This is a genomic window from Occallatibacter sp. (assembly GCF_035317045.1).
GTDB lineage: Bacteria > Acidobacteriota > Terriglobia > Terriglobales > Acidobacteriaceae > Telmatobacter.
The window spans coordinates 245,031-270,750 of sequence record NZ_DATHHT010000002.1 but is presented as its reverse complement, the minus strand read 5'-3'; the positions used below and the strand labels follow the sequence as shown (position 1 = coordinate 270,750).

The window sequence follows — 25,720 nt, the reverse complement described above, 5'->3', positions numbered from 1 at the left end:
CTTAGCAGTTTGGGGTCTCAGGATACAACTCGTGGGATGGGAACTGGAACAGGTTCTTGAGTCTGAAAAGAGGGCTGGGCGACGCATGGATTCGTGTCGCAGCCCTTGTCGCCGAGTTACGCCCGGGGTTCCGCCGTCTTCTCAACCGAAGGAATAGCGCTGAATTGTGCCCCGGCAAACAAGATAAGCCCCGAGATGTAAGCCCAGAACAGCAGACCGACCGTTACATAGAACGGTCCATACAACGCCTTCAGATCGAGATGCGGCAGAACCGCCACAAACCCCTCCTTCGCGACCAGCCAGACCGCGCCGGTTATCATGGCCGTCCGAACCACGCGTCGTGCTGGAATGCGCCGGTTGGGCAGGAGCCAGTAGATCGCGAAGAAGAAAAGGATCGATGCAACTCCGGTTGTCGCCGCGAGCCACAGGTAGCTGATGCCTTCAAAGACAAAGTTGTCGGTGTGATGGAAGAAGATCAATCCAAGCAGCTGCCGTTGCCAGGTGCTCAGCAGGACGCTGCCAAGAGCCAGAATCACCATGAGGATCGCGAGCCCGAATGCCACCAGCTGATTCAGGAGATAGTTGCGGCTCTTGGCCACGCCCCAAGCCTGGTTGAGCGCCACTTCGAGCGGCAGAAAGATTCCTGTGCACGAGATCAGGATCATGAGCAGAGAGAGTGCCTGCACTCCGTGCCGGGCGGGCATGGCGATGACGTCCTTCAGCAGCCAGTAGGTCAGATAGTCCTGACTTCCCTGCCTGGCGGTAGTGGGCAGGAACTGCTCCACGATCTTGTTCACCACGCCAACCATCTCCTGCGAGCGGAACACCGAGATCGCCAGGGTATACAGCAGCACAACTAATGGAATGAACGAGATAATCGCATTGGCCGCAACGCTGAAGGCGTAGGTATGTACTTCGGCGTCGAGCAGATAATCCGCAACTGCCATGCCGCTCTTGCGCCACAAGAACCACTTTGAGGTTGCTGCCGGCTGCGTTTGATCAAAACCCCGGGCGGCCGGCGGTGCCTGTTCCATGCTCGTACCGGGATTTGAGATATGCTCCACCGTGATCTCCTTGAGTCAGGGTACAGAAGTCCACTCTTTTCCCTGTGTGCTCCCCCTCACTAAGCAAAGGGAAAGCCATTCATGACATGTAAAAAGGCGTGTTTTCATTCTTCCACAATGGAAGAAAAGCGACTGGTTACCTTGGGTACGAAAGTAAATTTTCTCCTTGCTTTTGCCCTAAGTTCCTGCCATAAAAGGAGCACGGCGCGCCGGGAGCACGCCGTTGCAAGTTCAGGAAGGCCATAGCATTGGAAGTTTTGGTGTTCGGAAGCACAACCCCAATTCTGGATCGATTTCGAGCTGCCTCAGCGCGACCGTTTTGGACGCGTGGGCGGCTCGCGCCGTTTCCGGGTTGAGGTAAATCCGACCTACCGCGTCCTGCGGAGTCCACAAGACAGGAGAGCGGCGAGCGAAGGTTTTTCCCCAATGTGCTCACCACAGAAGAAGGAGAAGGTACATGAAGGAACAGGGTGTAGTGAAGTGGTTCAACGGCGCCAAGGGGTACGGGTTTATTCAACGGTCGAGCGGCGAGGATGTTTTCGTACACTTCTCCGCTATCCAGGAGAACGGCTACAAGACGCTGAACGAGGGTGACTCGGTCGAATTTGAGTGCCAGCAGGGGCCCAAAGGACTGAGCGCAGCCAACGTCAGCCGCGTGCTCGGGTAGGACTGTTTTTCGCGGCCTCGATGGTGAGGTCGCTTTGAATTGCCGGTTGCCTTTGCGGTTTTCCGATCCGGGGGTCAACTCAACAACCAGCGTGCGAAGCGCCCATAGTGCGGCGGCGCGCAATCGTGCGCCTGCGATTTCCCGCTGCCATTCGCAGATACCCTGGGCTATGCTGAGAGCTGACGGCCATGCTGATTAGCGCCACCCCATTTTTCATTGTCGACGATTTGACGGCTACCCTCGACTTCTATCAATCGAAGCTTGGCTTCAACGTGCCCTATAAAGGCGGCGGCGACGGAGAAGTCGAGGACTACTGGGCCTTCGTCGGGCGCGACAAGATCATGCTGATGTTCAAGGCAATTGCGCCTGACGTGCATCCACAGCCGAATTCCTCACGCCACCCGTGGTCGCGCTGGGACGTTTACATCTACACCGACGATCCTGATGGGCTCTATGCGGAGTTTGTTGCGAAAGATGTTCCCATGCATAGCGCACTTGCGAATACGAGCGACGGATTAAGAGCCTTCGAGATCAAGGACAATAACGGCTACGTTCTATGTTTCGGGCGACCGCTTGCCTCGGGCTCTCCAGGATCCTAGAAATCCCCTCCCGGTTGCCGTGTCATCCTGAGAGAACGGGGCCCCAAACGCACTTCTCGGGGTCCCCAAAAAGTGATTTGTGCTTTTTGGGGCGGAGTTTGGGGGTGGTGAGCGAAGGATTTGCTTTTGCAGCTTTTCTCAGCTCTATTGTGAATTTCACTCACACCACACAAAGTGTATCCGCGTCAGAACATTTCGTCAGTCAACTTGCTCAGTGCCCAACGTGCCGCACCGCGCAGCCCCTCGTCGGTTGATTCCATCCATTCCTTCAGTCGCGACACATAACTCTGTTCACCGCTGTTGCCCATGGCGATGGCGGTGTTGCGACGCATCCCAATGAAACCTGCGCGGCGCACCGGTGAGCCGTTGAAGACTCGCTCGAATTGCTTCTCGTCCAGTGAGCTCAACCACTCCAACGAAGGATTGACGAGTTCGTCGCGCGGTTCCAGCTCCGGGTCTGCGCTGATCGGCGCCTTGCGATTCCACGGGCACACATCCTGGCAGATGTCGCAGCCGAAGACCTGCCGCCCCATGCCCGCCATCATGTCCGGCGCGATGGTTCCCTTGTGCTCGATGGTGAGATACGCGATGCACCTTGTAGCATCCATCTTGTACGGCGCAATCAAGGCACCCGTGGGACAAGCTTCGAGACAACGCGTACACGTCCCGCAATGATCGCGAACGAGTCCCGCTGTTTTTTCTTCTGTCTTGACATCGAGCGAGGTCAGCAGCACCGCCAGAAATCCAAACGACCCCAGCTTTGGATGAATGAGGCAGGTGTTCTTGCCAGTCCATCCCAGTCCGGCAGCAGTTGCCATTGAGCGTTCCACCACTGGTCCCGTGTCGACGTATGCGCGCGACTCAAACCCGCCGAACTGTTCGCGCAATTTTGCATCGAGAGTCTTCAGTCGCTTCAGCAGCACCTTGTGATAATCACTGGGCCGCCGCTCGCCATGTGCATCAATGCGACTGCTCCACGCATAGCGCGCGATCCATCCGCTCTGCGGGTCTTGCGATTCAGTTGAAAGCGGCGCGTCGGAATGGTAAGACGCAAAACACACAATGGCCGAGCGAGCCCACCCGAATGGCGTATGCACACGCGCACGCACCAACTCACCCTTCTCCGTTGCGCGCGAAAGATAACGCATACTGCCCGCGTGCCCCGCGGCAATCCACTCTGCGAAGCGGTTCGCATCGCGAGACTCCTCACTATGCGGTAGAGCCACCAGCCCAGCCACCGTGAATCCACAAGCCTTAGCCAGTTCCTGCGCTGTATCTCTGTCGAGATATGTCGATCCGGAATCCAAGCATGCACCCGTCTCATCAAATATAGGGAACTTCTCTACAACCCCAGTGCGTAATGACAATCAGCATTACCCCGGCAGGCAATGATCATTTGCCGGGTACTCAGATGAGACTGTTCGAATGTGGACGTGGAACAGGGATTTCGAACAGTTTTGAGCGTAGGGCATCTTGGAATCATCGCTCGTAACTATAGCCGTTTCAGTGGTTTTGCTTCGGCAATCACTTTGGCGGCCCAGGTGCAGAGTAAGAGGACGAGAAGCCGATCCCCCGTTTCCATCGGCTTTTCCTGCGGACGCCGCGGATAGGCGTTTCAAAGGAGGTTTTTATGACAAGCAATTATCAAGTTATGGACAGTACGATCATCATCGAGGGCAATCTTCACGAACTGGTACGTGGTGAGGAACAACGGCTGGTGAAGGAGTTGCAGCCGATCGTGCGCGCGCAATCCGTCACCTTCGACATGCGCCACATTGAGCGCATCGACGCCGCAGGCATCGCCGTACTCATCTCTCTCTACGGAGAGGCACGCATGTCTGGACACGAATTCACGATCATCAATGCATCACATCGTGTTGGTGAAATTCTTGAACTGGTCGGGCTCGATCGCATTCTCATCTCGCAAGATGCACAGAGGGCAATCCCTTGCCCGCAGGGCGAAAACTGCTACGAGATGCCGGCCGCGTAAACCAGCGCGGTCCATCTCGCGGGTCTAATTCCGCGGTTTCTACACGTAAAAATAACATCACTTCGACTCTCGCGATTCCGTCTCTTGTTTAAGGCACAGAAAGTCGGCGCTCAAGGGAAAAAGTCAAGTCAAAGAAGTTCAAGTGCCCGGCCTAGGAAACAAATCCGGCTCTGCCTCATCCCGGGATCTCCAGGGCGTCGTCGTGTTCTTCGGGATGTTGGACGAAAACAGAAAACAGAAGACCGAGGTTCGAGGTCCCCTATATGTCTCACAAGCGAGACATGGGGCACCCGGCCGCCCGCCACTTTCCTTCTGTTTCACGTGAAGTCCTTCTGGTCCCAAGATGTCTTCATCAACAAACCAAGGACCGTATCAGTCTCAGTGTTGATGAAACATGGACCAGGCCAGATATACCCCGATCATGCTATCCACCAAGCACAGAAGAGTGGTTCCCAGGAAGACGCCTCCTTCAAGATAATGGGTACCGACCGTGAAGCCATTGGTCTTCGGGTAGAAGCGCAGTAGCATCCCACTGGCCACGATGCAGGCTAAGTTGAACAGCAGACAACGAATAAGCAATCGGGTCATGGTGACTCCTAGTCGCAATTAACGGACGAGCCGGACAAATAGGCTTTGCCTATCTCTGTACATTTTCCATTCTCTGAAAGACGTCTATCGATCATCCAGGGAAATGCACAGGCCTGAGCCGAATGAGCATATATAACCCCCTCGCCGCAGAGCGCGGCGGCATTTCCATTAGGGCATTGTTGGTAGTAAGCACCGTCAGACGTACCTATCATGTGGTCAAATTTATAGGCTGTATGATGGATCGCCAACAAGCTGGACCCTCCAGAACCGAAAACACCTCCTCCCATAGTGCAATACACCGCCCCATTCCAATTGAATGTGTAGTTCCCGCTGCTGGATGCCGCCATGCTTTGGTAATTCGTGGTGGAAAGGTAGCAGTTAGGACATTCGCCCGGTCCTGACTGCTGACCGCCCACGTAAGAACCACCAGGAGCAACGATGATATTCAGTGCTTGGGGAATGTGCTGAGCATTGCTGTAATTGATGCCAGAACATCCCTGTCCGCCTGTGATGGTCATCGATCCGCTTCCGTCAACCGTCACAGAGGTGTAGATATTATCGCCGTCGCTGTCGATGCTGTTGTACGTGCCGTAGTTGTTGCTGAAAGTGAAACAGCCCTGAGCCGACGCACTCGTTCGCGATGCGGTCAGCAACCCGATACAAATGCAAAGCCAGATGAGGTTCTTCATTGTCCGTCCTCCCTTTGGCTGAGTCTCATGAAGTGCTTTTCTGCATTGAGATGAGCATCAAGAAGAGCCCACCCGCTTGCACTCAGATTGGCTTTCAACGCATCGTAGGTGGACTGCACAATCTGGTCCCGTTGCAGCATGAAATCCGCAGCGTTGGGGCTTCCCCCTTTTGCCCAAGCAGCCGTTGCTTCTGCATTGTAAGAGGCGATTAAGCTCAGATATTGAGTCTTGAAAGTCGCAAGGATACCGATGACAATCTTCTGATCTTGAGCTCCTAGCAATGCCCTGTTCAGTTGGGCGGCCTGATGCTTCATTTCGGCGTCAGTCGAAATAGGCCCGCGAGACACGGATACGAACCAAAGACGATATGCTGTGAGATCTGGGATCAGTTCCGGATGAACTGATCCGTCGATAACTGGAGATTGTGGGTTTTGATGGGCTTGTTGTGACATTGCTGGCCCAGCTAGTGAACACATGCCAGCACCATAAATGCGGATACATACGGTCTCATGATGCTCTCCCGGGTTTGTCTGAGTTGACCGGGAACACAATTACACGATTTGCCTTGACTTGAAAGTGATCGCGGCCACACCAGAAATGTGGCTTGATCTGAATCAATTCAGGCGGGCGGCGGTGAGCCCACGCCGGGTGCCCCTCGATAAGAAGAAGGCTTTGTCTCAAAATCGAGACTTGGGGTACCCAGAGTTTGGTTAATCAGATCTGGGGACACGCGACCGGAATCCCGTAATGTGGTCTGTGATCCGCAATCCGGGTCTGTCGGCGAAAACGCTTCGAGATTCGATTTCCGGGGTCTATCCCGCATCCCCTTTCCCAACCCACGTCTACCACCTCCGCCAAAAAATCCCGGCCAAATATCCGCGTAAGTCTCGGCGTATGTTGAGGGTCTGTGACCACTGGCACAGGCAAGTGTATACTTGCCGCGATATTTGTACTTGCGACGAAGGAATAGCCAAAAGGCACAGTCCTGTGCCGGATGACCGCTCGCACTTGGTTTCCCAAACGCTTTTAAAAAGCAACTGAGCCAAGCACGCGTTCTGCCCTCCAGTACGGGCTCGCCGCTGCGGATATTCACGGTGCAAATTTATATCGGAGGCTTTATTCCATGGCGCAGGGCGTAGTGGATCAGCAGCTTGCCGTACCGGCAGGCTCGACTTCAACGACAACTCAGTATGTGTACTTCTTCGGTGACGGCAAGGCGGACGGCAACGGCCGCATGAAGGACATCCTCGGCGGCAAGGGCGCAGGCCTGGCCGAAATGACCAACGCCGGATTGCCCGTCCCTCCCGGATTCACGATTCAGACAGAAGCCTGCCGCGAATACATGCGCGGCAAGGTGAGCCCGCAGATCGATGTCGAAATGCACGAGGCACTGGCGCGGCTTGAAAAGCTGCAGGGCCAGGAACTCGGCATCGGCGAGAATCCTCTGCTGGTTTCAGTCCGCTCCGGCGCAAAGTTCTCGATGCCCGGCATGATGGACACAATTCTGAACCTCGGCCTGAATGACAAGGCCGTCGAAGCGCTGGCCAAGCGCAGCGGCAATCCGCGCTTTGCATATGATTCCTATCGCCGCCTCATCCAGATGTTCGGCGACGTGGTTCTCGATGTGCCGAAGAAGAAGTTCGAGCACATCTTCGACGCTATCAAGCTGCGCGAAAAGGTCAAGTTCGATTACGAGCTTCAACCCAAGGCGCTGCAGGACATCATCGCCGAGTACAAGAAACTGGTGAAAAAGGAAACCGGCAAGGACTTCCCGCAGAAGCCGCTCGAACAGCTCTCTGCCGCGCGTGACGCCGTTTTCAGGAGCTGGCAGAACGAACGCGCCAAGACCTATCGCCGCATCAACCACATCGACGACTGGCTGGGTACAGCGGTCAACGTGCAGGCCATGGTTTTCGGCAACCTCGGCGAGAACTCCGGCACGGGCGTCGGCTTCACCCGCAATCCCGCCACTGGCGAGAAGGTCTTCTTCGGCGAATACCTGATGAACGCGCAGGGCGAAGACGTTGTCTCGGGCGTACGCACTCCGCTTTCGATCAGCGAACTCGAACGCGCCATGCCCAAGGTTTACGACCATCTCAAGGCCATCACCTGGAAGATGGAAAAGCACTATCGCGATATGCAGGACTTCGAGTTCACCATCCAGGATGGCAAGCTCTATATGCTGCAGACCCGCAATGGCAAACGCACCGGCCTCGCTGCCGTTCGCGTGGCCATCGATATGGTGCGCGAAGGCCTCATCACGCAGGAAGAAGCCATCTTCCGCGTCGAGCCGAACCAGCTGTATGACTTCCTGGTTCCGCGGCTCATCGAAAAGGGCGAGAAGATTGAAGTGCTCGCCACCGGCCTGCCGGCATCACCCGGCGCGGCTGTCGGACAGATAGTCTTCACTGCGGAAGATGCCGTGAAGCACCACCAGAAGGGCGACTATAAGTCGATCATCCTCGTCCGCGGCGAGACCACACCGGAAGACATCGCCGGCATGGAAGTTGCATCGGGCATTCTCACCTCGCGCGGCGGCATGACGTCCCACGCTGCTGTCGTTACCCGCGGCATGGGCAAGTGCTGCGTGGCCGGCGCCGGCGATTGCGTCGTCGACGAAAACGCCAAGGAACTCCGCGTCAAGGGCCATACCTACAAGGCGGGCGACTGGATTTCGCTGGACGGCACTACCGGTCGCGTAATCGCAGGCCAGCTGAAAACACTCGCCGCGCAGCCCGACGATCAAGACCTCGTGAAGTTCATGAGCTGGGTCGACCCGCTTCGCCGCCTCAACATCCGCGCCAACGCCGACATCCCTCGTGATGCCAAGCAGGCTCGCCTGTTCGGCGCTGAAGGAATTGGTCTCTGCCGCACCGAGCACATGTTCTTTGCAGAAGACCGCATTCAGCACATGCGCACCATGATCCTCGCCAACAACGAGAAGGACCGCCGCGACGCGCTGAAGAAGCTGTTGCCCATGCAGCGCGCCGACTTCGTCGGTCTCTTCAAGGCCATGGAAGCGCTGCCCGTCACCATCCGCCTGCTCGATCCGCCGCTGCACGAATTCCTGCCCAAGCGGGAAGACCTGCTCGTCGAAATCCAGCACCTCGAAGACACCAAGCCCCGCTCGCCCAAGCTGAAGGAACTTCGTCCGCTGTTGGCGCGCGTGGAAGAGTTGCATGAGATGAATCCGATGCTCGGATTGCGTGGCTGCCGCCTCGGCATCACGTTCCCCGAGATCACCGAAATGCAGGCTCGCGCGATTCTCGAAGCCGCGGTCGCGGTCAAGTCCAAGGGCGGCGATCCGCACGTCGAGATCATGATTCCGCTCATCGGCTCCATCGAGGAGATGCGTCACCAGGCAACGATCGTACGCCGCGTCGCCGAAGAGGTTTTCACTGAGAAGAAAACCAAGGTCGACTACATGGTGGGAACCATGATCGAGCTGCCGCGTGCAGCGCTGACTGCCGATCAGATCGCCGAAGAAGCCGAGTTCTTCTCGTTCGGCACCAACGACCTGACGCAGACCACCTACGGCATCTCGCGCGACGACATCAACAACTTCCTGCCTGCGTACCTCAAGGCCGGCATCTTCAAACACGATCCGTTCGCCACGCTCGACCAGGCCGGCGTCGGTCAACTTGTGAAGATGGCGACTGCAAAAGGACGCAACACGCGCAACAACCTCAAAGTCGGTATCTGCGGCGAGCACGGCGGCGACCCTGAGTCCGTCAAGTTCTGCCACAAGATCGGCCTGAACTACGTCTCCTGCTCGCCCTTCCGCCTGCTCACGGCACGCCTCGCGGCCGCCCAGGCAGCGGTAGAAGAAAAGACGGGAACGTCCCACACCAACAAGTAACGGTCGTATAGGCCAGTGACAAAAGGGCGTCCGCTTCGGCGGGCGCCCTTCATTTTGCGCCCTCGAACCAGATCGCTCCAACCACTAGGTGTCATCTTGAGAGAACGGGGCCCCAAACGCATTTCAGTTTGGGGGTGGTGAGCGAAGGATCTGCTTTTGAGAATTCAAGCATGCCGTCTGTTGCTGACGAGGGGGACACGCATCTATTTCGCATCCGGCGCGCAGTTCAATCCGAATCGAATAGACCCTTGAATTACTTTTCCGGAGTCGTCGTTGGAGAACTTCCATTTTGCGATTGCATCGGATGTTGCCTGCCACAGCATCTTCGGGCCAGAGTCAATCGCCACATCCTTTGGAACTCCGTCACTCCCGACCGCTAAATGGAAATCGACGATCCCGTGGACCCGCGCCGCCTTAGCAATCGGCGGATAGATGGGATCCACGAAAATGCTGGGGCGAACCGGATCGCTCTTCGTCAGCTCGATGAAGGGCTGCCGTGGCACGTTCTGAGCGAGGCGATAGAGTACAGACGGGCGGTCGGAAACGTCTCCAAAAACCTCGTCGTACTTTCCATTCGCAATGGCTTGCAGCACCGCTGATTGCGATGTCGGGGGAACCGGCGGGGCCGAGTCAGGAACGGGAAAAACGGGTTTCTCCCATGGTTTCTGACCGGTGGCCTGGTCGAGCTTCTCAAAAAGGGTTCGCGACCAGGAAGTGTATTGCGGCGTCTTTCCGTGCTCGCCAAATATATCCCGATCAAGAATATCTGCGTGGATTACGCGCGATCTTGTGCTGCATTGGACTTGAATTGAGACATTCATTCCGCTGAAGACCAGGCCTTTTTTTCGGCGCTTCAATTCAGCCTTGAGCGGTTTCTCGGGAATCGTGCAGGGATTGATGTTTTGGAGGAGATCGGACAGAGGCTCCTTGAGTTTGATATGCGCGACCTCGATCTCCGCACGCGGATAACAGGCGTCGGATGGCGGCGTGAGGCTAACTCGCTCAACGTCCGTGCTGTCTCCTTGCGAACGCAGAAAAGTTAAATCGTAGTAGTTGAACGGCGGACCGACGTCAATGAAACTGTCCCTGGCGATCACTACTTCGGTCGGAAATTTCTCCGGATGTTTGCGTTCTTGAGCGATGCAGGACCCGGCAACAATCACTGCAGAGCAAAGCGCAAGCAGCTTCTGCATACCGGGTCTTTATAGCAGAGGCACCATTCTGAAGCGAGGGGAAAGAAGATATCCGCTTCGGCGGCCGCCATTTCTGCGTTTTGCAACTATTTCCGGCAAATTTTGGGAATCTGCATCAAACTCAACTGACATGCTGATTCGCTTAGGATACGACATACAATTCGATCTTCCCGCCCCCGCCGCAATAGTGGCGCTGCTCCACGTTCATCCCTCCCGCGATAAAGACCTTCTCGAGCCGGACGACCTCCACATCGAACCGCAGATGGACGCCGCCGAGTACGTCGACGCCTTTGGCAATCGTTGCACGCGCTTCGTCCCCCCGGCCGGGCTGCTCCGCCTCCACAATTCCACACTCATCCGGGACTCCGGCCAGCCCGACGAAGCGAACCCCCACGCCCGCGAAGTTCCCGTCGGCGATGTGCCCAGCGAGTTTCTCTGCTACCTGCTCAACAGCCGTTACTGCGAAGTGGACCGCTTTTCCAACATCGCCTACGAACTCTTTGGCCACATCACACCCGGCTGGTCCCGCGTGCAGGCAATCTGCGACTGGGTGCATGGCAAAGTCACGTTCAGCTATCCCCATGCGCGGCCCACCAAGTCGGCCCTCGACGTCTACACCGAGCGCATCGGGGTCTGCCGCGACTTTCAGCACCTCGCCATCACCTTCTGCCGTGCCATGAATATTCCCGCACGCTATGCGACCGGCTACCTTGGCGACATCGCCTGGCCTGTCTCTGGCCCCATGGATTTCAGCGCATGGTTTGAGGTTTATCTCGAAGACCGCTGGTGGACCTTTGACGCGAGGCACGCTACACCGCGTATCGGCCGGGTGTTGATGGCCGTTGGCCGCGATGCATCCGATGTGGCGATGACTACATCGTTCGGCCAAGCCGATCTGCGTCACTTCACGGTTGTCTCTGATGAAGTGACCGAAGCCGTGCTCGACGCACCCCTGCTCGCCGAACCGGCAATCGAATCCGCAGCAAGCTGAAGAGGCCGCCGAAGCGGCCCTTCCTCTACTTCGAATCGTCCCCGCCGCCGGGAGCATAATAGCCTTCGCGTGTAGCCACCTGCAGGTCGCCCTTGGTCGCCTTCAGTACGACCTTGTGGAAACCGCCCTGGTTATCGACGATATCGGGCGTGTAGGTCAGCAGGTACTGACTGCGCAGCTCTTCGGCAATCAGCTTGTAGATGGCTTCAAGATCGTCGCGCTTCTTGGCCTCGTAGGCGTGACCGCCAGTTCGCTCGGCAATCTGCGCCATGATCTTTTTACCGTCAACCGCGGGCTTCTCCCCACCGCCGCGTCGCTGTCCGCCACCGCCGGGATAGCCGCCTCCACCGGGGTATCCGCCGCCGCCGGGATAGCCCATCCCGCCGCGCCGGCCGCCGCCTGGAAACCCTCCATTGGAATTCCGCTCTTCTTCGCCCTTGAAGTAGATGGTGTAAACCACAACGTTCGAGCGATCGGCTGCGTCGATGGCATCGTTCATCGTGTCCTTGCTGCCGCGATCCACGCCGTCAGAGAAGACCACCAACGCCTTCCGGCCATCCTGGTGCCTCATCAGGTCGTCGGATGCAAGAAAGATTGCGTCGTAGAGCTGGGTTCCGCCGCGCGCGCGCGATGGTCGCTCGCGATCGTCGCCCGTCGTCTCCGGGCCCTGTGAGTCATCGCGCGTCTGGCGAGTGGCGCTCATATCGTCGAGTTCGTGGTGCAACTTGTCGCGGGACGGGGTGAAGTCCTCAAGCAGTTCAACCTGGCGATCGAAGTGGATGAGAAATGCTTGATCCGGATCCTTGGCGCGCGGCTCGGCCGGCAACATTGTGTCCACGAAGTCGCCTCCCGCCTTGCGCTCGTTTTCGAGCGCGCCCGAAACACTGCGGCTGGTATCGACCAGCAGGCCAAGCTTGTAGGGCAGGTTGGTTTCGTGCGAGAAGCTCTTGATGGTTTGCGGCCGCCCATCCTCGGTCAGGGTGAAGTCGCCTTTGTCCAGGGTGCCCACGAAGGCGCCCTTCTTATCGCGAACCGTGACCGGCAGCAGCACTTCGCGGGCCTGCACTTTAAGCGTTGCAACCGGCTTGTCGTCCGGCGCAGGTTGGGCTGGCTTGGAGTTGTTGGCTTGCTGGGCCAGCAGTGCCGCCGGCGCGCTTCCCAGCGCAAGAACGGATACGGCGACTCGGAGAAGTATCTGATTTCTCATCATGTTTCGCTTCATGGGGGATTCAAAGCACACTTTCAATGAGTTAGACGCCGCAGACCGCCGAGTGTTGACTGCCAGGCTCTGTGAACACGAATCCAGGGGAGGAGGTCAAAACACAAGAGCCAGGCGTGATCCCAGCCAGGAGAGGCGCGCGCTGCCAGTTCATACCAGCAAGCCTAATCGGTCCGGTATTGCAGCACAACCGCCAGCCGGTTTCGCCCGGAAGCTCCGAACTACTGGTTCGACCCAAAGTGGGGAACATCATCGTTCATCGAGAACACATCCTTCAGATCGTTCTCGAAGGGAAACACATGAACCATCCACGTGAACATGGTTGGATAAAACGTGCCCCTCTCAGCCTTGCACGCCTCAGCAGTTTTGATTGACCCGAACATGCCAAACTTCGGATGCTTGCCCAGGTATTCCTTTACCTTGTCGGCCGGGGCCGCGCAGAAGTTAACGTGCTTGTGCCAGCGCACCACGCTCAGCGGAATGCGCTCGTTCAGCTCATCCTCGCTCGCGGTGGGAGGCACCGTGAACATGACACCCTCCAGCCTGTAGCGCTGCGTCGGCGTCTGGAAATAGAGCAGCGCTGCTGGCTTGGTGGGATCGAAGTGGTGCTCGGATTCAAGCACGTTGGATTCCTTGACGAAATGAAATTGTGGCTCATCCACTTTCGGATTCCCGATGACGTATCCGTCTTCAAGCGCCTTATGATAATCCCGGTAGCGCTCAATCGAGGCTTTAACCTGAGCGACGAGTGTCTTTACCTTCTCTTCATCGCCCGGCTGTCTGGGTCGCAGCGGCGTAACGTACATGTGCCCCGCCATCATCGCCATGCTGGGACCCATGTCCTTCATGTCGCCGCTCATTTCCATGCCGGCCATGCTTCCGCCGCTTGGCTTGGATGAGTCCTGCTGCGCAAGTGCCGTTAGCGGCGCCGTATGCACAAGCGCCAAAAGCAGCATGGGGACACACAACTCACGAAGTACGCATTTTCGTCTGCGGCGTTGAACAATACGGGAAGCGAGGCGATGCAGCGTGCTCAGGATCGGCAGGGGAAACCTCATGCGCGCATTCTAGCCGCGATGTTGCGATCCGGAGAGCCCTATGTTGCCGGATGGACGGCCAGCAAATCAAACGGGCTTGCGGAGAATGCATTCAAGCTTTCGCGCAAGGGTCGTCCTCTACGATTTTCGGATCCACCCAGGGCCCGTCATTCGCAATCAGCTGATGGGCTTCTTCCGGACCCCAGGTTCCGGGCTCATAGGGGTAGAGCGGCGTGACGTTGCCCATGATTGGATCGACAATTCGCCATTGCGATTCAATGAGATCCTGCCGCGAGAAGAGTTCGCTGTTCCCTTTGCTCGCATCCCCCAGGAGTCGCTCGTAGGGCGGCATATCGTCGGCGGCCCGGCGGTGCATTTCCAATTCAACATCGCGGCCCACCATTCGTTCTCCAGGCGTCTTGACGCGGACGCCGAGACCGATCGTCATGTCTGGGCTCATCCGGATGCGCATGTGGGCCGATGAGGCTGGAACGATTTCTCCAAACGTCTCCCTCGGTGGACGCTTGAACTCGATCAGGGCTTCGGTGGATGTGACAGGCAACATTTTTCCTGCCCGAACATAAATGGGCACACCCGCCCATCGCCAACTCTCGATTTGCACTTTGATCGCAACGAAGGTTTCCACCAGAGATCCCGGAGCGACACCCGAAACCGATCGATAGCCCTTGTATTGCCCGCGCACCACGTCATTCTGGCCGAGAGGGCGGATTGCCCGCATGAGTTCGGCCTTTCGATCCCGCACCGCATCGTGGTCTTCGCCGGTGGGAGGATCCATGGTAAGGTTCGCCACCACCTGCATCATATGGTTCTGCACCACATCCAGCAGCGCGCCAACCTCGTCGTAGAACTTGCCCCGATCCTGTACGCCGAAATCCTCTGCCATGGTGATCTGAATGCTGCGAATATGGTCGCGGTTCCAGATCGGCTCAAAGATGGGGTTGGCAAAACGCGTGTAGAGGATGTTCTGCACGGGCTCTTTGCCGAGGTAATGATCGATGCGGAAGATGTTCTCCTCTGCGAAGTATTTGTGCAGAGTTTGGCCCAACTCCTGCGCGGACGCCAAGTCGCGACCGAATGGCTTTTCGACGACGACGCGTGCATTCTTCGAACAGCCTGAAGCAGCGAGCCCTTCCGCAACCAATTCGAACAGGCTTGGTGGAATCGCAAGGTAGTGCAGGGGCCGCTCAGCATTGCCCAGTTCGGTGCGAAGCTGGGCAAAGGTGCCTGCGTCGCCATAGTCACCATCGACATAGCGCAAAAGACTGAGAAGCTTTTCAAAGGCCGGCTGATTGATCCCTCCGTGCTGTTCGAGGCTTTCTTTGGCGCGAGCCTTCAATTGATCCAGGTTCCAGCCGGCCTTCGCGACGCCGATGATCGGCAGGTTGAATCCCTCATCGCGAATCAGCCCTTGCAGAGCCGGAAAAATCTGCTTATTTGCCAGATCACCGGTTGCGCCAAGAAACACAAATGCATCGGAATGCAAAGTCGTCATCAGTTTGCTCCAGGTAGGTGGACGCCGAGACCCTCCAGGAAAGAGTTCTCAGCCCTCCTGATGACCCTAAATGCCACTACGCGTGCGCTGCAAATAGATCGGCCAGTCGCGTGTGTTGCCCGACGTTTAGCGCAAGCAAAAAGCCCGCTGCACTCGCGGGCTTCTATGGATCCTGACTGGTAGCGCTAACGGGAATCGAACCCGTGTTTTAAGATTGAGAATCTCACGTCCTAACCCCTAGACGATAGCGCCACATTGGGAGGGGCAGCCTCTCGGGCCGCCTTCTTAATCTATCAAAAAATTAATGGTATGCCAAAGCCCGTTTGAAGCGAAAACAGCTGTTAGATGCCCAGTTTTCGCACTTCCTCGTTGTAATACTTGCGGTACAGAATCTCCCACTCCTGCGAGCCTTCGAGGATGATCTTGCGCTGCGAGGCAATCTTCTGGCGTGCGGCGGCGTCAATGCGGGCTTCCTCGGTGAGCAGGTCTTCGAGCGCCTTGCGCGCCTCCTGGCGGATGGTGTTGCGATCCTCCATGAAGCCTACGGCATCGATGTCCGCCAGCGTATCGGCAACGGTATGGGCCAGCTTGTTGAGTTTGTCGCGATTAATTCTCATAGCACCGCCTTGTATTTCTTGGCGAGCTCGGTCTTTACCTTCTTGAACATCTCGGCATATTGCGCGCCCGATTTGCGCATTTCTTCGGAGTACGCCTCAAGAATGACGCGCACTTCTTCATTAATGCGATCCTCAAGCGCGAGCTCCTCCGTCAGCCCTTCTGTCACGCGCGCCTCTGTGCTCTTCAAGTCGCTGGTGGTGATCAGTTTGGCGTCAATGAGGTGCTTGACCGTACGGCGGGCGAGATACCCAATGTATTCACGAGAAAAAATCATGGGCTAAATTTCAGGATACCGCATTAGACCGGGAGGTGTACACCGGAGACGCCAGTGAACAGTGCACAGAGGACAGTGCACAGCAGAAAGGGTTGTGCCAATGAGACCCTGGGCCTCTATCCACTGTCCACTATCCACTGTTCACTATCCACTGTTCACTGTCCACTGTTCACTTCCACTGTTCACAGTCCACTGCTTCACTGCTTCACTGCTCCACTGTTCACTGCTTCACTGCTTTCCTGTCCACTGATCGGTCGATGCGGGCAGGCCTTGGTGTTGATGCAGCCATCGGCCAGCCGCAGCCGCTCCACCGGCCGCCCGTTGATCAGATGCTCCTGCACAATTTCCGCGGCATCTTCGGGCTTCACGTGGCCGTACCAGACCGCCTCTGGATAGACGACGACCGTCGGCCCGTGCTCACACTGGTCGAGGCAGCCGGATTTGTTGATGCGCACGCTGCTTCCCAGGCCCGCAGCCTTCGTCAGTTGCTGCAGCTGCGTATGCAGTTCGCTCTTTCCATCCGCGGTGCACGAAGGCCGCGGCGCGTCCACAGGACGGGTATTATGGCAGACAAAAACGTGGCGCTCGAACAGGGGCAAACGTTGCTCCTCCTCCTTCAAGCTTACAGGGCCGGATTCGCCGCAAACTTTCCACATTTGCGCCCGCTCAACCGACTTCCATCTGAGAGAATGATTGCTTGACTATGAGCACGGACAATCTGCTGTCGCTGAAAGACGATATGGTGGCCTTCATCGAGGGCCATGGTCTCGTCCGTCTTCCCGGGTACGTCACCGAAGATGTTCCCTCGATAGTGTGGGAAGGCGAAGGCAATCCTGACGCGTGGAAGGATTTTGTCGAAATGGCCAAGCGCGTCGGCGCTCCCTTCGTCACGTTCAGCGAAATGCTGCTGGAGCGCGAAGAGCTCGATCACCTGATCGAAGAGGCCGGCGAAATGAACTTCCCGGATGAAGAAGCCTCTGAGCTCGTCGAAGCGCAGTGGCTGCGCAAATACGCCGGGATGGTTGGCTACATCCAGCTCGGCTTCATCTACCAGGGCATCGTATTTCTGCACGAGACCACCACCGAATGGTACGAGCGATTCCAGTCGCTGCTTGAAGATGTTGAGAGCTTCAACGACATCATCATCGAAGATCACGAACACGACGAAGAGGACGAGTAATCGCGGTGAGCGCCCCCGTGGCAGCTCAAAACGGCCCCGCAGTTCTCAGGACTCCGCGCCAGCGTTGGATTTTAGCCGAGCCGCATCCTCAAGAGGCCGAAGCCCTCGCAAAGTCGGCGCGCATTCCCGTGGTCCTCGCCGAACTCCTCATCGCGCGCGGCATCGGTACGCCCGTCGAAGCCTTCGCATTTCTCAATCCTGAACTGGCTCAACTGCACGATCCTCTGTTGATGCTGGGCATGCAGGCCGCGGTGGAACGGGTCGAAGCAGCCATCGCCCACAAAGAACCCATCCTGCTTTACGGGGACTACGACGTCGACGGCACCACTGCCGTGGTACTGCTGAAGACCACGATCGAGATGCTTGGCGGCGAGGTGCGCTTTCATGTTCCGCACCGGCTGCGCGAGGGCTACGGGCTGCAGTCTGCCGTACTTGAAGCTGCATACGCCGACGGCGTGCGCCTCGTCATCACCGTCGATACGGGCATGCGGGCTTTTGCCGAAGCTGAGACTGCGCAGCGCCTCGGGCTCGACCTCATCATCACCGATCATCATCTTGCGCGCGTCGATGATGCGGTTCCGATCGCTCTTGCAATCCTCAACCCCAACCAGCACTGCTGCGGATATCCCGAGAAATCGCTTTGTGGCGCGGCCATTGCGCTCAAGCTGGCGCAGGCACTGCTGGAACGCCACGATGCCGACCGGGCGCGGACCAGGCTGCTCCCCAGTTTTCTCAAGATGGCCGCCATCGCCACGATTGCCGATGCGGTTCCACTGCGCGGCGAGAATCGCGTCATCGCTGCGCTGGGGCTGCGCGAACTCCGCCGGCCCGTTGGCGCTGGATTATGCGCGCTCTTCGCCGCCGCCCAGCTCGATCCCGCTAACAAGCCGATCACCAGCTTCGATGTCGCCTTCCGTCTCGCGCCCCGCATCAACGCCGCAGGCCGCATGGACGTGGCTTCTGAAATCATCGAGCTCTTCTGCACCCGCGACGCCGCCCGGGCCTGCGAACTCGCCAACAAGCTCGAACGCCTCAACCGCGACCGCCGCGAAACGGAAGCCCGCGCACTTGCGGCGATTGAAGCCCGCCTGGCCACAGAAGCAGAGCTCGCAGACGCACGCCTCGTTGTCATGGACGGCGACGGCTGGCACCGCGGCGTTATCGGCATCCTCGCCTCGCGCGTCGTTGAACGCACCGCCAAACCCGCCCTCGTCATCAGCGTGGAAGACGGTGTGGCGCACGGCTCGGGCCGATCTGTCGATGGCTTTCAATTGCTCGAAGCGATTGAAACCTGCGCCGATCTCTTCACGCGGTTTGGTGGACACGCATTCGCAGTCGGGTTTGCACTGCCAGCCGCGTCGTTGCCCGAGCTCAAGCGCCGTCTCGCCGACTGCGCCGCTGAGCGCCTTGCCGCGCGCGAGCCGGAACGCGCTCTCAACATTCACGCCGAGCTTCCGCTGCACCAGATCACCGCCGTCCTCGCCGGCTGGCTGCGCAAGCTCGAACCGCTGGGGCACGGCAATCCAGAACCGATCTTCGTCGCGCGCAATGCCCGCGTGATCTCCACACCGCGCGTTATGAAAGAGCGTCATCTCCGCCTCGAACTCGCGCAAGACGAGGGCGCTGCTGCCATGCGCGCAGTCGGCTGGGACATGGCCACACGATCCGTGGAGCTCGCGCTTGCGCAGGGCTCGCGCATCGATGTCGCTTATCGCATCCGCGAAAATCTTCACCCCGACTTCGGCGGTCTCGAGATTGAAATCGCCGGACTCCGGCCTGTCGGCGACTGAATCAAGCTCTGTCTTCCGTAATTCTCTCTTCACACATACGAAGACCCACGGGAATCCGTGGGTCTTCGTGACTGCCGCTTGAAGGGTGCGTGGATCAGTGGTCCTTGTGCTCCTTCGGGGCCTTTTCTTCATGTTGAGATTGCGGCCTCGATTGCTCATGCTGCGGAGCAGGACGAGACTCATTCCGTGGCTGTTGATCGTTCCCGTGTGCCTGGGGCTGATTCCCATGCTGCTGTTGCTGATATTGTGGCTGATTCCCATGCGGCTGCTGCTGATACTGCGGCTGCCGCGATGGCTGGTTCTGGTACTGAGGCCGGTTCTGGCCTCCGCTTTGCACGTTGCCGTGGTTGTTGTTGAATGAAGGTTGCTGCGGCCTCATGTTGCTCGGCGCGCCATGATTGTTGCTGTAGCCCATCGGCCGATCAGCTGCCATGGTCTGCGGATGCCCGCCATTGTTTTTCGCATAGAAACTGCGATCTGAACGCGCGGCCTGCATATGCTGTTGCTGCGCCGAGGTCGCTGCCATGTGCTGTTCGCGCATCGCGTTCCGCTCGTCGGAGGAAGCGTCGTGCCGGATGCCGCCGGGTCCGCCGCTGTAGGCTACGTGGCGGTCGTTCACAATCGTGTTGCGCTCCACAACCGTTCTATCCACATAGACGTTGCGGACGTGCACGTTGTTGACGCGCACAACGGCTGTGTTGTACCGGAAGTCGTGACCATGCCACTCGCCGCCTGCAAAGCCGATGCCCATGTACCCGAAGCCGTAATTCACGCCGCCATAGTAGCCAACGTGGCGTCCCCAGTAACCGGAATGGAATACATAGATTCCGCTGGACCATCCCCAATAGGGAGGTGTCCACAGCGCGCCTTCATATGGCGCGGGTACCCATGCGCCGGGAACCCAGTAGTAGCCTTCATCACCGTAGGCCCAATAGCCTGGCGTCCACATCCACCCGGGTTGCGGGCATTCGGGCTGCACATAGACCGGCAACACCGGTGGCGCGAAACCGACGCTGATTAAAACACCCGCGAAAGAAGATGCGGGAACAAGAGAGAGCAGAAGCGCCAGAAATATCCAGCGTGATTTGCGAAGTAAATTCATGGGAACCTCCTGGAAAGTCTTTAACCCGCTTACGAGCAGCGTCCATCCATCGGCGCGCAAGGGGGAATGTTGATCTAACGCAGCTTTTAGTTACCCTCCGATGGGTCCATCAGGTACACCTCTTGCCGCGTATTCAGACTACGCATGAGTGAACCCTGGGCGCCATGGAAAGTTGCAACCCGTTTGGAAACTTTAGTGACGCAGTTCCAAGCAGGTTGCAGAGGGCACACAACTTAGCAAGTGCGCTCCAGCGGGAACGGGAACCCAATTCGTTAGTAGCGGATGCTGAGGCCTGTCCCTATCACCTTGTTCGCTTTCAGATCGATGGGCACAAGGATGAAGGGCGGGTTGGGGACGCCGGTGGGAACGGCCGTGTCGCCGATCACGCCTGCCACGTGACCGATGCCGATATCGAATGCGAAGTGCGGATTGTCTTTCTGCGTAATCCGAACCGCGTAGTCCATCGTCGTCGGGATATGCGCCCCGCTTCCCGGTGGAAACAAAATCGGCTTGAGGTTCACGACTTGCGGAGGCTCTTGCGTGAATCCAACCGCCGGAACCGCGGCAAGGTTGTGAGAGAGTGGGATCGGAATTCCAAGCCCGCCAAACAGCCGCCCTCCAAAACGTGTGGCCTGGCCGCCAAGCCCATAGATCGACGCATTGGTCATCTTCAAACCGAAGTTCAGCAAAAATGGCACCGGCGGATGGAGCCACGTCTTCGTTGCAGCCACGTAGACATCGCCGTTTGTGTACGACTTCAACGATCCGCCCAGTTTCTGATTCAGCGCGCCGCTTACAAACTTGTCGTCTGTACGCACGACGAATCCCGCGCCGATACCCGGCATCCATGGCCCGAACTGCCCGTCCTTGATTCCCACGACCTTGGCGTTAAATATGTTCATCCCCGAATAGTCCCAGAGGCTGCTGAAAATCGGATCGTTGCCCTTGGTATGGACGCTGCGCGTGTAGCCGAACTCGAAGCGGTTTGCCACTCCCTCTTCAATCGAGAAAGTGTGAACGTAGCCAATCACACTCGACGCATTCACAAAGTGATAGCCGACTGCCGGATGCGACCACACATGATCCTTGTCGCTGTAGACCACGTAGGCCGTCGGCGTAATGAAGCCGCCGGTCTGACCTTCGAGCGTCAGGTTCTGCGCGTTCATGCGTGCGGTGGCAAACAGTGCCGCCGCAATGGCGCCGCCAACGGCGAGCCTTTTGAAAGAAGAGAGCGTAGACATGGGGGACTCCAGTGGCGCTACCTGTCGTGCGCCGGTCTTTTTTTTAAAACAGATCGAGCAGAAAGCGATGAATCTCCGTTGCCATGGTCGAACCAGGAGGAAGCCTGACACACTTCGGACTCGATTTGTAAATTGAGATGTTGTAACACAGCCGAATCGGGATCGTCATGGTCACGGCTCACACATGTGTTGTGCACCTTGGTGCGGGATTCGCCCACTGCGCGGAAACCTTGTGCCGTATCGGGCCTTTGCACTTTGAGTGTTAGACTCACCCCATGCCGCGCGGATTGTTCATCACACTCGAGGGCCTCGACGGCTCCGGCAAGACCACGCAAATCAAGCGCTTGGCAGCCTGGATGCAGAAGCGCGGCCTTGATCCCGTGATTATTCGCCAACCCGGCGGAACGGCCACCGGCGACCGCATCCGCGCACTGCTGCTTGACTCCGGCGCCACACCACTGACGCCCATGACCGAAATGGCCCTCATGTTCGCCGACCGTGCCCAGGCGATCGCCGAGGTTATCGAACCTGCGCTCGCGTCGGGTCGCGTCGTCGTCTGCGATCGCTTCACCGACTCCACCGAGGCCTACCAGGGAGGTGGCCGCCAGCTCGGCTCTGAACGCGTGCTCCAATGGCACCGCCTGGTCTGCGGCGACCTCCAGCCCGACCTCACGCTCCTGCTGCTTCCCTCGCTCGAGTCAAGCCTGGCCCGCGCGCGTAACCGCAACGAGCGCACCACCGCCCAAACCGGCCAGGACGAAAACCGCTTTGAACGGGAGCAGGGCGAATTCTTCAGACGCGTCTGGGAAAAGTATCACGAGATCGCCCGCCGCGATGCGAACCGCGTTGTCCTCATCGAAGGCAACCTCACCATCGACGAAGTGCACGAGCAGATCGCCGACGCCGTCTCCGAACGCCTTCTGGCAATCCGCTAATCCCCCGACGGTAGTCGATTGGCATCGACCACCGCCAGGTCATGCAATCCTACTTCCTGAAGTTCAGGTTCGTCATAAACGTTCCCGTGTCATACACCGCCGAACTCCACGGCACGCTCAACGTAAACTGCGCATTCGGATTGCATCCGACAATGCTCAGCGTGAACGAAGCGCTCGCCGACGCACCCACCGCGAGATCGCCCAGCACCGCTGGCGTGCTGCCCGCCGTGACCTTCGGCGTACACTTCGGCCCCGAAGTCTGCGTCAGTGTGAATCCGTTCAACGTTGTTGCATAGGCCGTTCCCACGTTGCCGTTCGTTGCCGTCACTTTCAACGTGCGCGTATCCGCCTTTCCCGCGCCTTCGACAACCGCGAACGTCATCCCATAACCCGGCAGCTTCGTGGGATCTACGATGCCCCAGTATGCTGGCTTCGCCTGCAAGCCGTGGTCGAAGGGCAAAGGATAATCCGTGCGCGTAACCGGGAAGCCGTCCAGCCAGGTGTCGTCGTCGGCCATGCCCCAGAACGTCACCGCGCTTAGCTTGCCGCTCAGTTCCTTGAATGCGTCGAAGTACTGCTTGTAGAGCCAGCCCTGCTCCGCCAGAACTGCGGGCGGAACGTTGTTTCCGAAGTTCGACTTCGTGTCGCCCGCGTTGTACACGCTCATGTCGAGTTCGGTAACCTGCTGTTCGATATCCGGAAACGCATTCGCAACCGTATCAATGGCATTCACCATTGCCGCGGGCGATGGGAAGTTGATCGCGTTGTGCATCTCGTGCCCAACGCCGTCAAGCGGGATTCCCCTCGCGCGCAAATCGCCCACCACCTGCACCAGGCAGGCGAGCCTGTTCGGATCTGTCGTGCTGAAATCGTTGATGAAGAGCTTCGTCCCCGCCGGTGCATACTGACGCGCCGCCTGCAGGGCGATATCAATGTAGCTCTTGCCCAGCACCTTGTAGAACGGCCCGTGCACCAGGCAATCCGGTTGGCTCGGATCCAGTGGCTCGTTCACCACATCCCACGCATACACCTTGCTCCCAAAGTGCTGCACCTCGTTCTGGATGTGCTCCTGGATATTTGCGGTCACAAGCGCCTGGTTTGCAGAGGAATTCGTACCGTCCCCTGTAGCGTACGCGGGCGTCTGTGACCCGTTCGCCCACACCAGGTTGTGTCCGCGAATGCGCATGTCGGCGCACGCCGCCACTCCAGCCTGCGCATCCGCATTCGTGTAGTTGAAGCTTCCTTTCGTGTTCTCCACCGAGCCCCACTTCATGTCATTGCCCGAAGTGATGCTGTTGAAGTGCATGGTGAGCAGTTGCGCGTGCGGTCCGGCGACATCCGCCATATCCACCTCCGCGCCCACAGGGAAGAACTGCGCGAGCGTCTTGTAGATGGATGGAATGTCGGTCTGGATCTGTGGCGGCGCGACGTACGTCAGCTGGAAGTCGTCAATGTAGAACGACACCAGGTCGCTGCCGGATGGCGGCATGGTCTGAAAGTAGAGGAATGCCTGTCCCTGGTCGTAACTGCTCGCCATGTTGTAGCCGTTCACGCTGATCTGGTGCCACGCACCATCCGCGGGAATCGTCACGCCGGGGAAGTTCGTCACACCTGGGAAACTCGTCACTCCATCCAGCGTCGTCTGCAGGCTCACATTGATAATGTGGTTCGTTCCATCCGCAGGCGTCAGCATGATCCAGCCGCCGACGTTGTATACCGATCCGGGATACATCTTGTTGCTCACGCTGACCTGCGGTCCGTCAAAGTTCCCAATGCGACCCGTCGTCAACAGGCTGTGTGATCCCGAATGCGATACTCCGTCCGCATTCGTCACGCTCGATTGCCCTGAGTGTGAACTCCATCCGTCCAGTCCGCCATCTTCAAATGTGCTCGAAATCCCGCTATTATCCTGCTGGCTCGGGTCCGGCGGCGGCGGAGCAATTTCGCTGATCGTCACATCACTCAGGTAGAAAGAATCCGTCGCGCTGCTCGACTGCATGTACAGCGTCAGCGACGTTGGCGGTCCCGGCAGATTGCTGAAGCTGAACGTCCCCTGCACCTTCGTCCACGCCGTTGACGACAGCGCTCCCGAAGTAGCGAGATTCGCAAACGCACCCGCAGTTGCGCAGTCCGCCGTCTTCGTCGAAAGCGTCGCTGTAGGATTGCTGCTGTCTGCCGCTGCCAGCAACACGTACGCCGTCACCTGGTAAGTGGCTCCGGCCGCAAGTTTCAAACTCAGCAGGTTCAGGCTCGGTCCCATGAAGGTCGCCGTCCTGTTCGTCGTAAGCAGCGCATTCGGATCTCCAGCAGGATCCTGCAACGGCGGCGCCGCGTTGGTAAGAGTAGGTGACCCGAAAGGCGCCCAGCCATCGAGCCCCCCATCCGCCCACGTAAACGTCGCAACCGGCGTGCCACCCGGCGGCGGAGCCGTTTGCGTGATCACCACGTCATCCAGATAGAACGACTGCGCCGTCGTCGCGCCCACAAGCTGCGCATAGAGCGTAACGCCCGTCTCCGTCGTGCTTACCGTGTACGAGCCGCCTATCGCAGCCCAGCCCGATTCGTTCACCGGCACCTGGAACGTACCGACGGTGTCGAAGCACGTCCCTCCGGAACAGCTCGGGTCCGTACGCTTGATCGTGAGGTTCGCGTTCGTCGCACTCTCTCCGTTGGTCAAACGCACGAAGCCTGTGATCGTGTACTTGGCCCCAGCCTGCAGCACTCCACCAACATTGACGGATGGCCCACCCTGGCCCGTCGCCCCTGTTGTCGTCAGCAAGCTGTGTGAGCCGTCCTCTGACAGCAAAGTCGAATTGATGGGAACGCTCGCTCCATTGAACGATGTCCATCCTTGCGCCGTTCCATCTTCAAAACTGTACGTCGCGATCGTCTGCGCATTTGTTTGCGCAACACACAAAATTGAGAACGCGATGACGCCGCAGACGATAAAAATTACACGATTTTGGCGCACGAAAAGGCTGCTGATTCCGGGGAAGCGAATCATGGTGGCTCTCCTCAAATTTTCAGTGTGTTCAACCCTGAAAGCCCCTCGTGCTTGCGGGCAGGGGATCGTGCCGAGGGAAGAGTCTGATCGAATACTTCCGACAGTAATTCGATTTACTCAAAACACGGCGCGAGTATAGTCACGCATTTCAATGGCTGTCAAGAACT

The 25,720-nt window shown here is 58.1% G+C and carries 22 protein-coding genes and 1 tRNA gene; 8 read left to right on the top strand and 15 right to left on the bottom strand.

Annotated elements, in window-relative coordinates; genetic code table 11:
• Positions 1–116: 116 nt before the first annotated feature.
• Positions 117–1,064 carry a YihY/virulence factor BrkB family protein gene (locus VK574_RS01220; RefSeq protein WP_472797964.1) on the bottom strand — a complete coding sequence of 316 codons (948 nt, stop codon included), beginning with the start codon at positions 1,062–1,064 and terminating at the stop codon, positions 117–119.
• Between the two features lie 457 nt (positions 1,065–1,521).
• Between VK574_RS01220 and VK574_RS01215 the strand changes: the two genes are divergently transcribed.
• Both VK574_RS01215 and VK574_RS01210 read left to right on the top strand, forming a co-directional pair.
• Positions 1,522–1,731: a cold-shock protein gene (locus VK574_RS01215; protein WP_472797962.1), complete on the top strand. Its 210-nt coding sequence runs from the start codon at positions 1,522–1,524 to the stop codon at positions 1,729–1,731.
• Between the two features lie 188 nt (positions 1,732–1,919).
• Positions 1,920–2,330 (top strand): VOC family protein, encoded by a 411-nt coding sequence (locus VK574_RS01210; RefSeq protein ID WP_472797961.1) that lies wholly within the window; start codon positions 1,920–1,922, stop codon positions 2,328–2,330.
• Between the two features lie 185 nt (positions 2,331–2,515).
• Here VK574_RS01210 and queG read toward each other — a convergent pair whose 3' ends face one another.
• Positions 2,516–3,637: a tRNA epoxyqueuosine(34) reductase QueG gene (gene queG, locus VK574_RS01205; RefSeq protein ID WP_472797960.1), complete on the bottom strand. Its 1,122-nt coding sequence runs from the start codon at positions 3,635–3,637 to the stop codon at positions 2,516–2,518.
• 323 nt (positions 3,638–3,960) lie between these two features.
• On the opposite strand from queG, the gene VK574_RS01200 reads away from it, so the two are divergent.
• Positions 3,961–4,320 carry an STAS domain-containing protein gene (locus VK574_RS01200; protein WP_472797959.1) on the top strand — a complete coding sequence of 120 codons (360 nt, stop codon included), beginning with the start codon at positions 3,961–3,963 and terminating at the stop codon, positions 4,318–4,320.
• Between the two features lie 596 nt (positions 4,321–4,916).
• Here the strand turns inward: VK574_RS01200 and VK574_RS01195 are convergent.
• Together VK574_RS01195 and VK574_RS01190 are read right to left on the bottom strand one after the other, a co-directional pair.
• Entirely contained in the window at positions 4,917–5,597 is a 681-nt protein-coding gene (locus VK574_RS01195) for a hypothetical protein (RefSeq protein WP_472797958.1), read from the bottom strand.
• The gene (locus tag VK574_RS01190) at positions 5,594–6,049 is read right to left on the bottom strand and encodes a hypothetical protein (RefSeq protein ID WP_472797957.1); all 456 of its coding nucleotides are present in this window, start codon (positions 6,047–6,049) and stop codon (positions 5,594–5,596) included. Before VK574_RS01190 ends, VK574_RS01195 begins: the two co-directional genes overlap by 4 nt.
• Positions 6,050–6,720: 671 nt before the next feature.
• On the opposite strand from VK574_RS01190, the gene ppdK reads away from it, so the two are divergent.
• Positions 6,721–9,456 (top strand): pyruvate, phosphate dikinase, encoded by a 2,736-nt coding sequence (ppdK, locus tag VK574_RS01185; RefSeq protein WP_472797956.1) that lies wholly within the window; start codon positions 6,721–6,723, stop codon positions 9,454–9,456.
• 203 nt (positions 9,457–9,659) lie between these two features.
• Here the strand turns inward: ppdK and VK574_RS01180 are convergent, their stop codons facing one another.
• A complete protein-coding gene (locus VK574_RS01180) occupies positions 9,660–10,649 on the bottom strand; it encodes an energy transducer TonB (RefSeq protein ID WP_472797955.1) in 990 nt (329 codons plus the stop codon).
• A 130-nt stretch (positions 10,650–10,779) separates the two neighbouring features.
• Between VK574_RS01180 and VK574_RS01175 the strand changes: the two genes are divergently transcribed.
• Entirely contained in the window at positions 10,780–11,640 is an 861-nt protein-coding gene (locus VK574_RS01175; protein ID WP_472797954.1) for a transglutaminase-like domain-containing protein, read from the top strand.
• 25 nt (positions 11,641–11,665) lie between these two features.
• On the opposite strand, the gene VK574_RS01170 is transcribed toward VK574_RS01175, so the two are convergent.
• The 7 genes from VK574_RS01170 to VK574_RS01140 form a co-directional block, all read right to left on the bottom strand.
• The gene (locus VK574_RS01170; RefSeq protein ID WP_472797953.1) at positions 11,666–12,850 is read right to left on the bottom strand and encodes a VWA domain-containing protein; all 1,185 of its coding nucleotides are present in this window, start codon (positions 12,848–12,850) and stop codon (positions 11,666–11,668) included.
• Between the two features lie 230 nt (positions 12,851–13,080).
• A complete protein-coding gene (locus VK574_RS01165; RefSeq protein WP_472797952.1) occupies positions 13,081–13,815 on the bottom strand; it encodes a hypothetical protein in 735 nt (244 codons plus the stop codon).
• 193 nt (positions 13,816–14,008) lie between these two features.
• A complete protein-coding gene (gene zwf / locus VK574_RS01160) occupies positions 14,009–15,409 on the bottom strand; it encodes a glucose-6-phosphate dehydrogenase (RefSeq protein ID WP_472797951.1) in 1,401 nt (466 codons plus the stop codon).
• Between the two features lie 177 nt (positions 15,410–15,586).
• Positions 15,587–15,661, bottom strand: a tRNA-Glu gene (locus tag VK574_RS01155).
• Between the two features lie 89 nt (positions 15,662–15,750).
• Positions 15,751–16,026, bottom strand: coding sequence for a DUF507 family protein (locus VK574_RS01150; RefSeq protein ID WP_472797949.1), 276 nt, complete (start codon positions 16,024–16,026; stop codon positions 15,751–15,753).
• Positions 16,023–16,301, bottom strand: coding sequence for a DUF507 family protein (locus VK574_RS01145; protein ID WP_472797948.1), 279 nt, complete (start codon positions 16,299–16,301; stop codon positions 16,023–16,025). The genes VK574_RS01150 and VK574_RS01145 overlap by 4 nt, the downstream gene beginning before the upstream one ends.
• A 197-nt stretch (positions 16,302–16,498) precedes the next feature.
• A complete protein-coding gene (locus tag VK574_RS01140) occupies positions 16,499–16,900 on the bottom strand; it encodes a (2Fe-2S) ferredoxin domain-containing protein (protein ID WP_472797946.1) in 402 nt (133 codons plus the stop codon).
• Between the two features lie 104 nt (positions 16,901–17,004).
• Between VK574_RS01140 and VK574_RS01135 the strand changes: the two genes are divergently transcribed.
• A complete protein-coding gene (locus VK574_RS01135; protein WP_472797945.1) occupies positions 17,005–17,481 on the top strand; it encodes a hypothetical protein in 477 nt (158 codons plus the stop codon).
• A 5-nt stretch (positions 17,482–17,486) separates the two neighbouring features.
• A complete protein-coding gene (recJ, locus tag VK574_RS01130; protein WP_472797944.1) occupies positions 17,487–19,271 on the top strand; it encodes a single-stranded-DNA-specific exonuclease RecJ in 1,785 nt (594 codons plus the stop codon).
• Between the two features lie 94 nt (positions 19,272–19,365).
• Here recJ and VK574_RS01125 read toward each other — a convergent pair whose 3' ends face one another.
• Together VK574_RS01125 and VK574_RS01120 are read right to left on the bottom strand one after the other, a co-directional pair.
• The gene (locus VK574_RS01125) at positions 19,366–20,373 is read right to left on the bottom strand and encodes a YXWGXW repeat-containing protein (protein WP_472797943.1); all 1,008 of its coding nucleotides are present in this window, start codon (positions 20,371–20,373) and stop codon (positions 19,366–19,368) included.
• A gap of 272 nt (positions 20,374–20,645) precedes the next feature.
• Positions 20,646–21,614, bottom strand: a complete 969-nt coding sequence (locus VK574_RS01120; RefSeq protein WP_472797942.1) for a DUF3034 family protein — start codon at positions 21,612–21,614, stop codon at positions 20,646–20,648.
• A 275-nt stretch (positions 21,615–21,889) separates the two neighbouring features.
• On the opposite strand from VK574_RS01120, the gene tmk reads away from it, so the two are divergent.
• On the top strand, positions 21,890–22,549 hold the full coding sequence (tmk, locus tag VK574_RS01115; protein WP_472797941.1) for a dTMP kinase: 660 nt from the start codon (positions 21,890–21,892) through the stop codon (positions 22,547–22,549).
• 49 nt (positions 22,550–22,598) lie between these two features.
• Here tmk and VK574_RS01110 read toward each other — a convergent pair whose 3' ends face one another.
• A complete protein-coding gene (locus VK574_RS01110; RefSeq protein ID WP_472797940.1) occupies positions 22,599–25,553 on the bottom strand; it encodes an endo-1,4-beta-xylanase in 2,955 nt (984 codons plus the stop codon).
• Between the last annotated feature and the right edge of the window lie 167 nt (positions 25,554–25,720).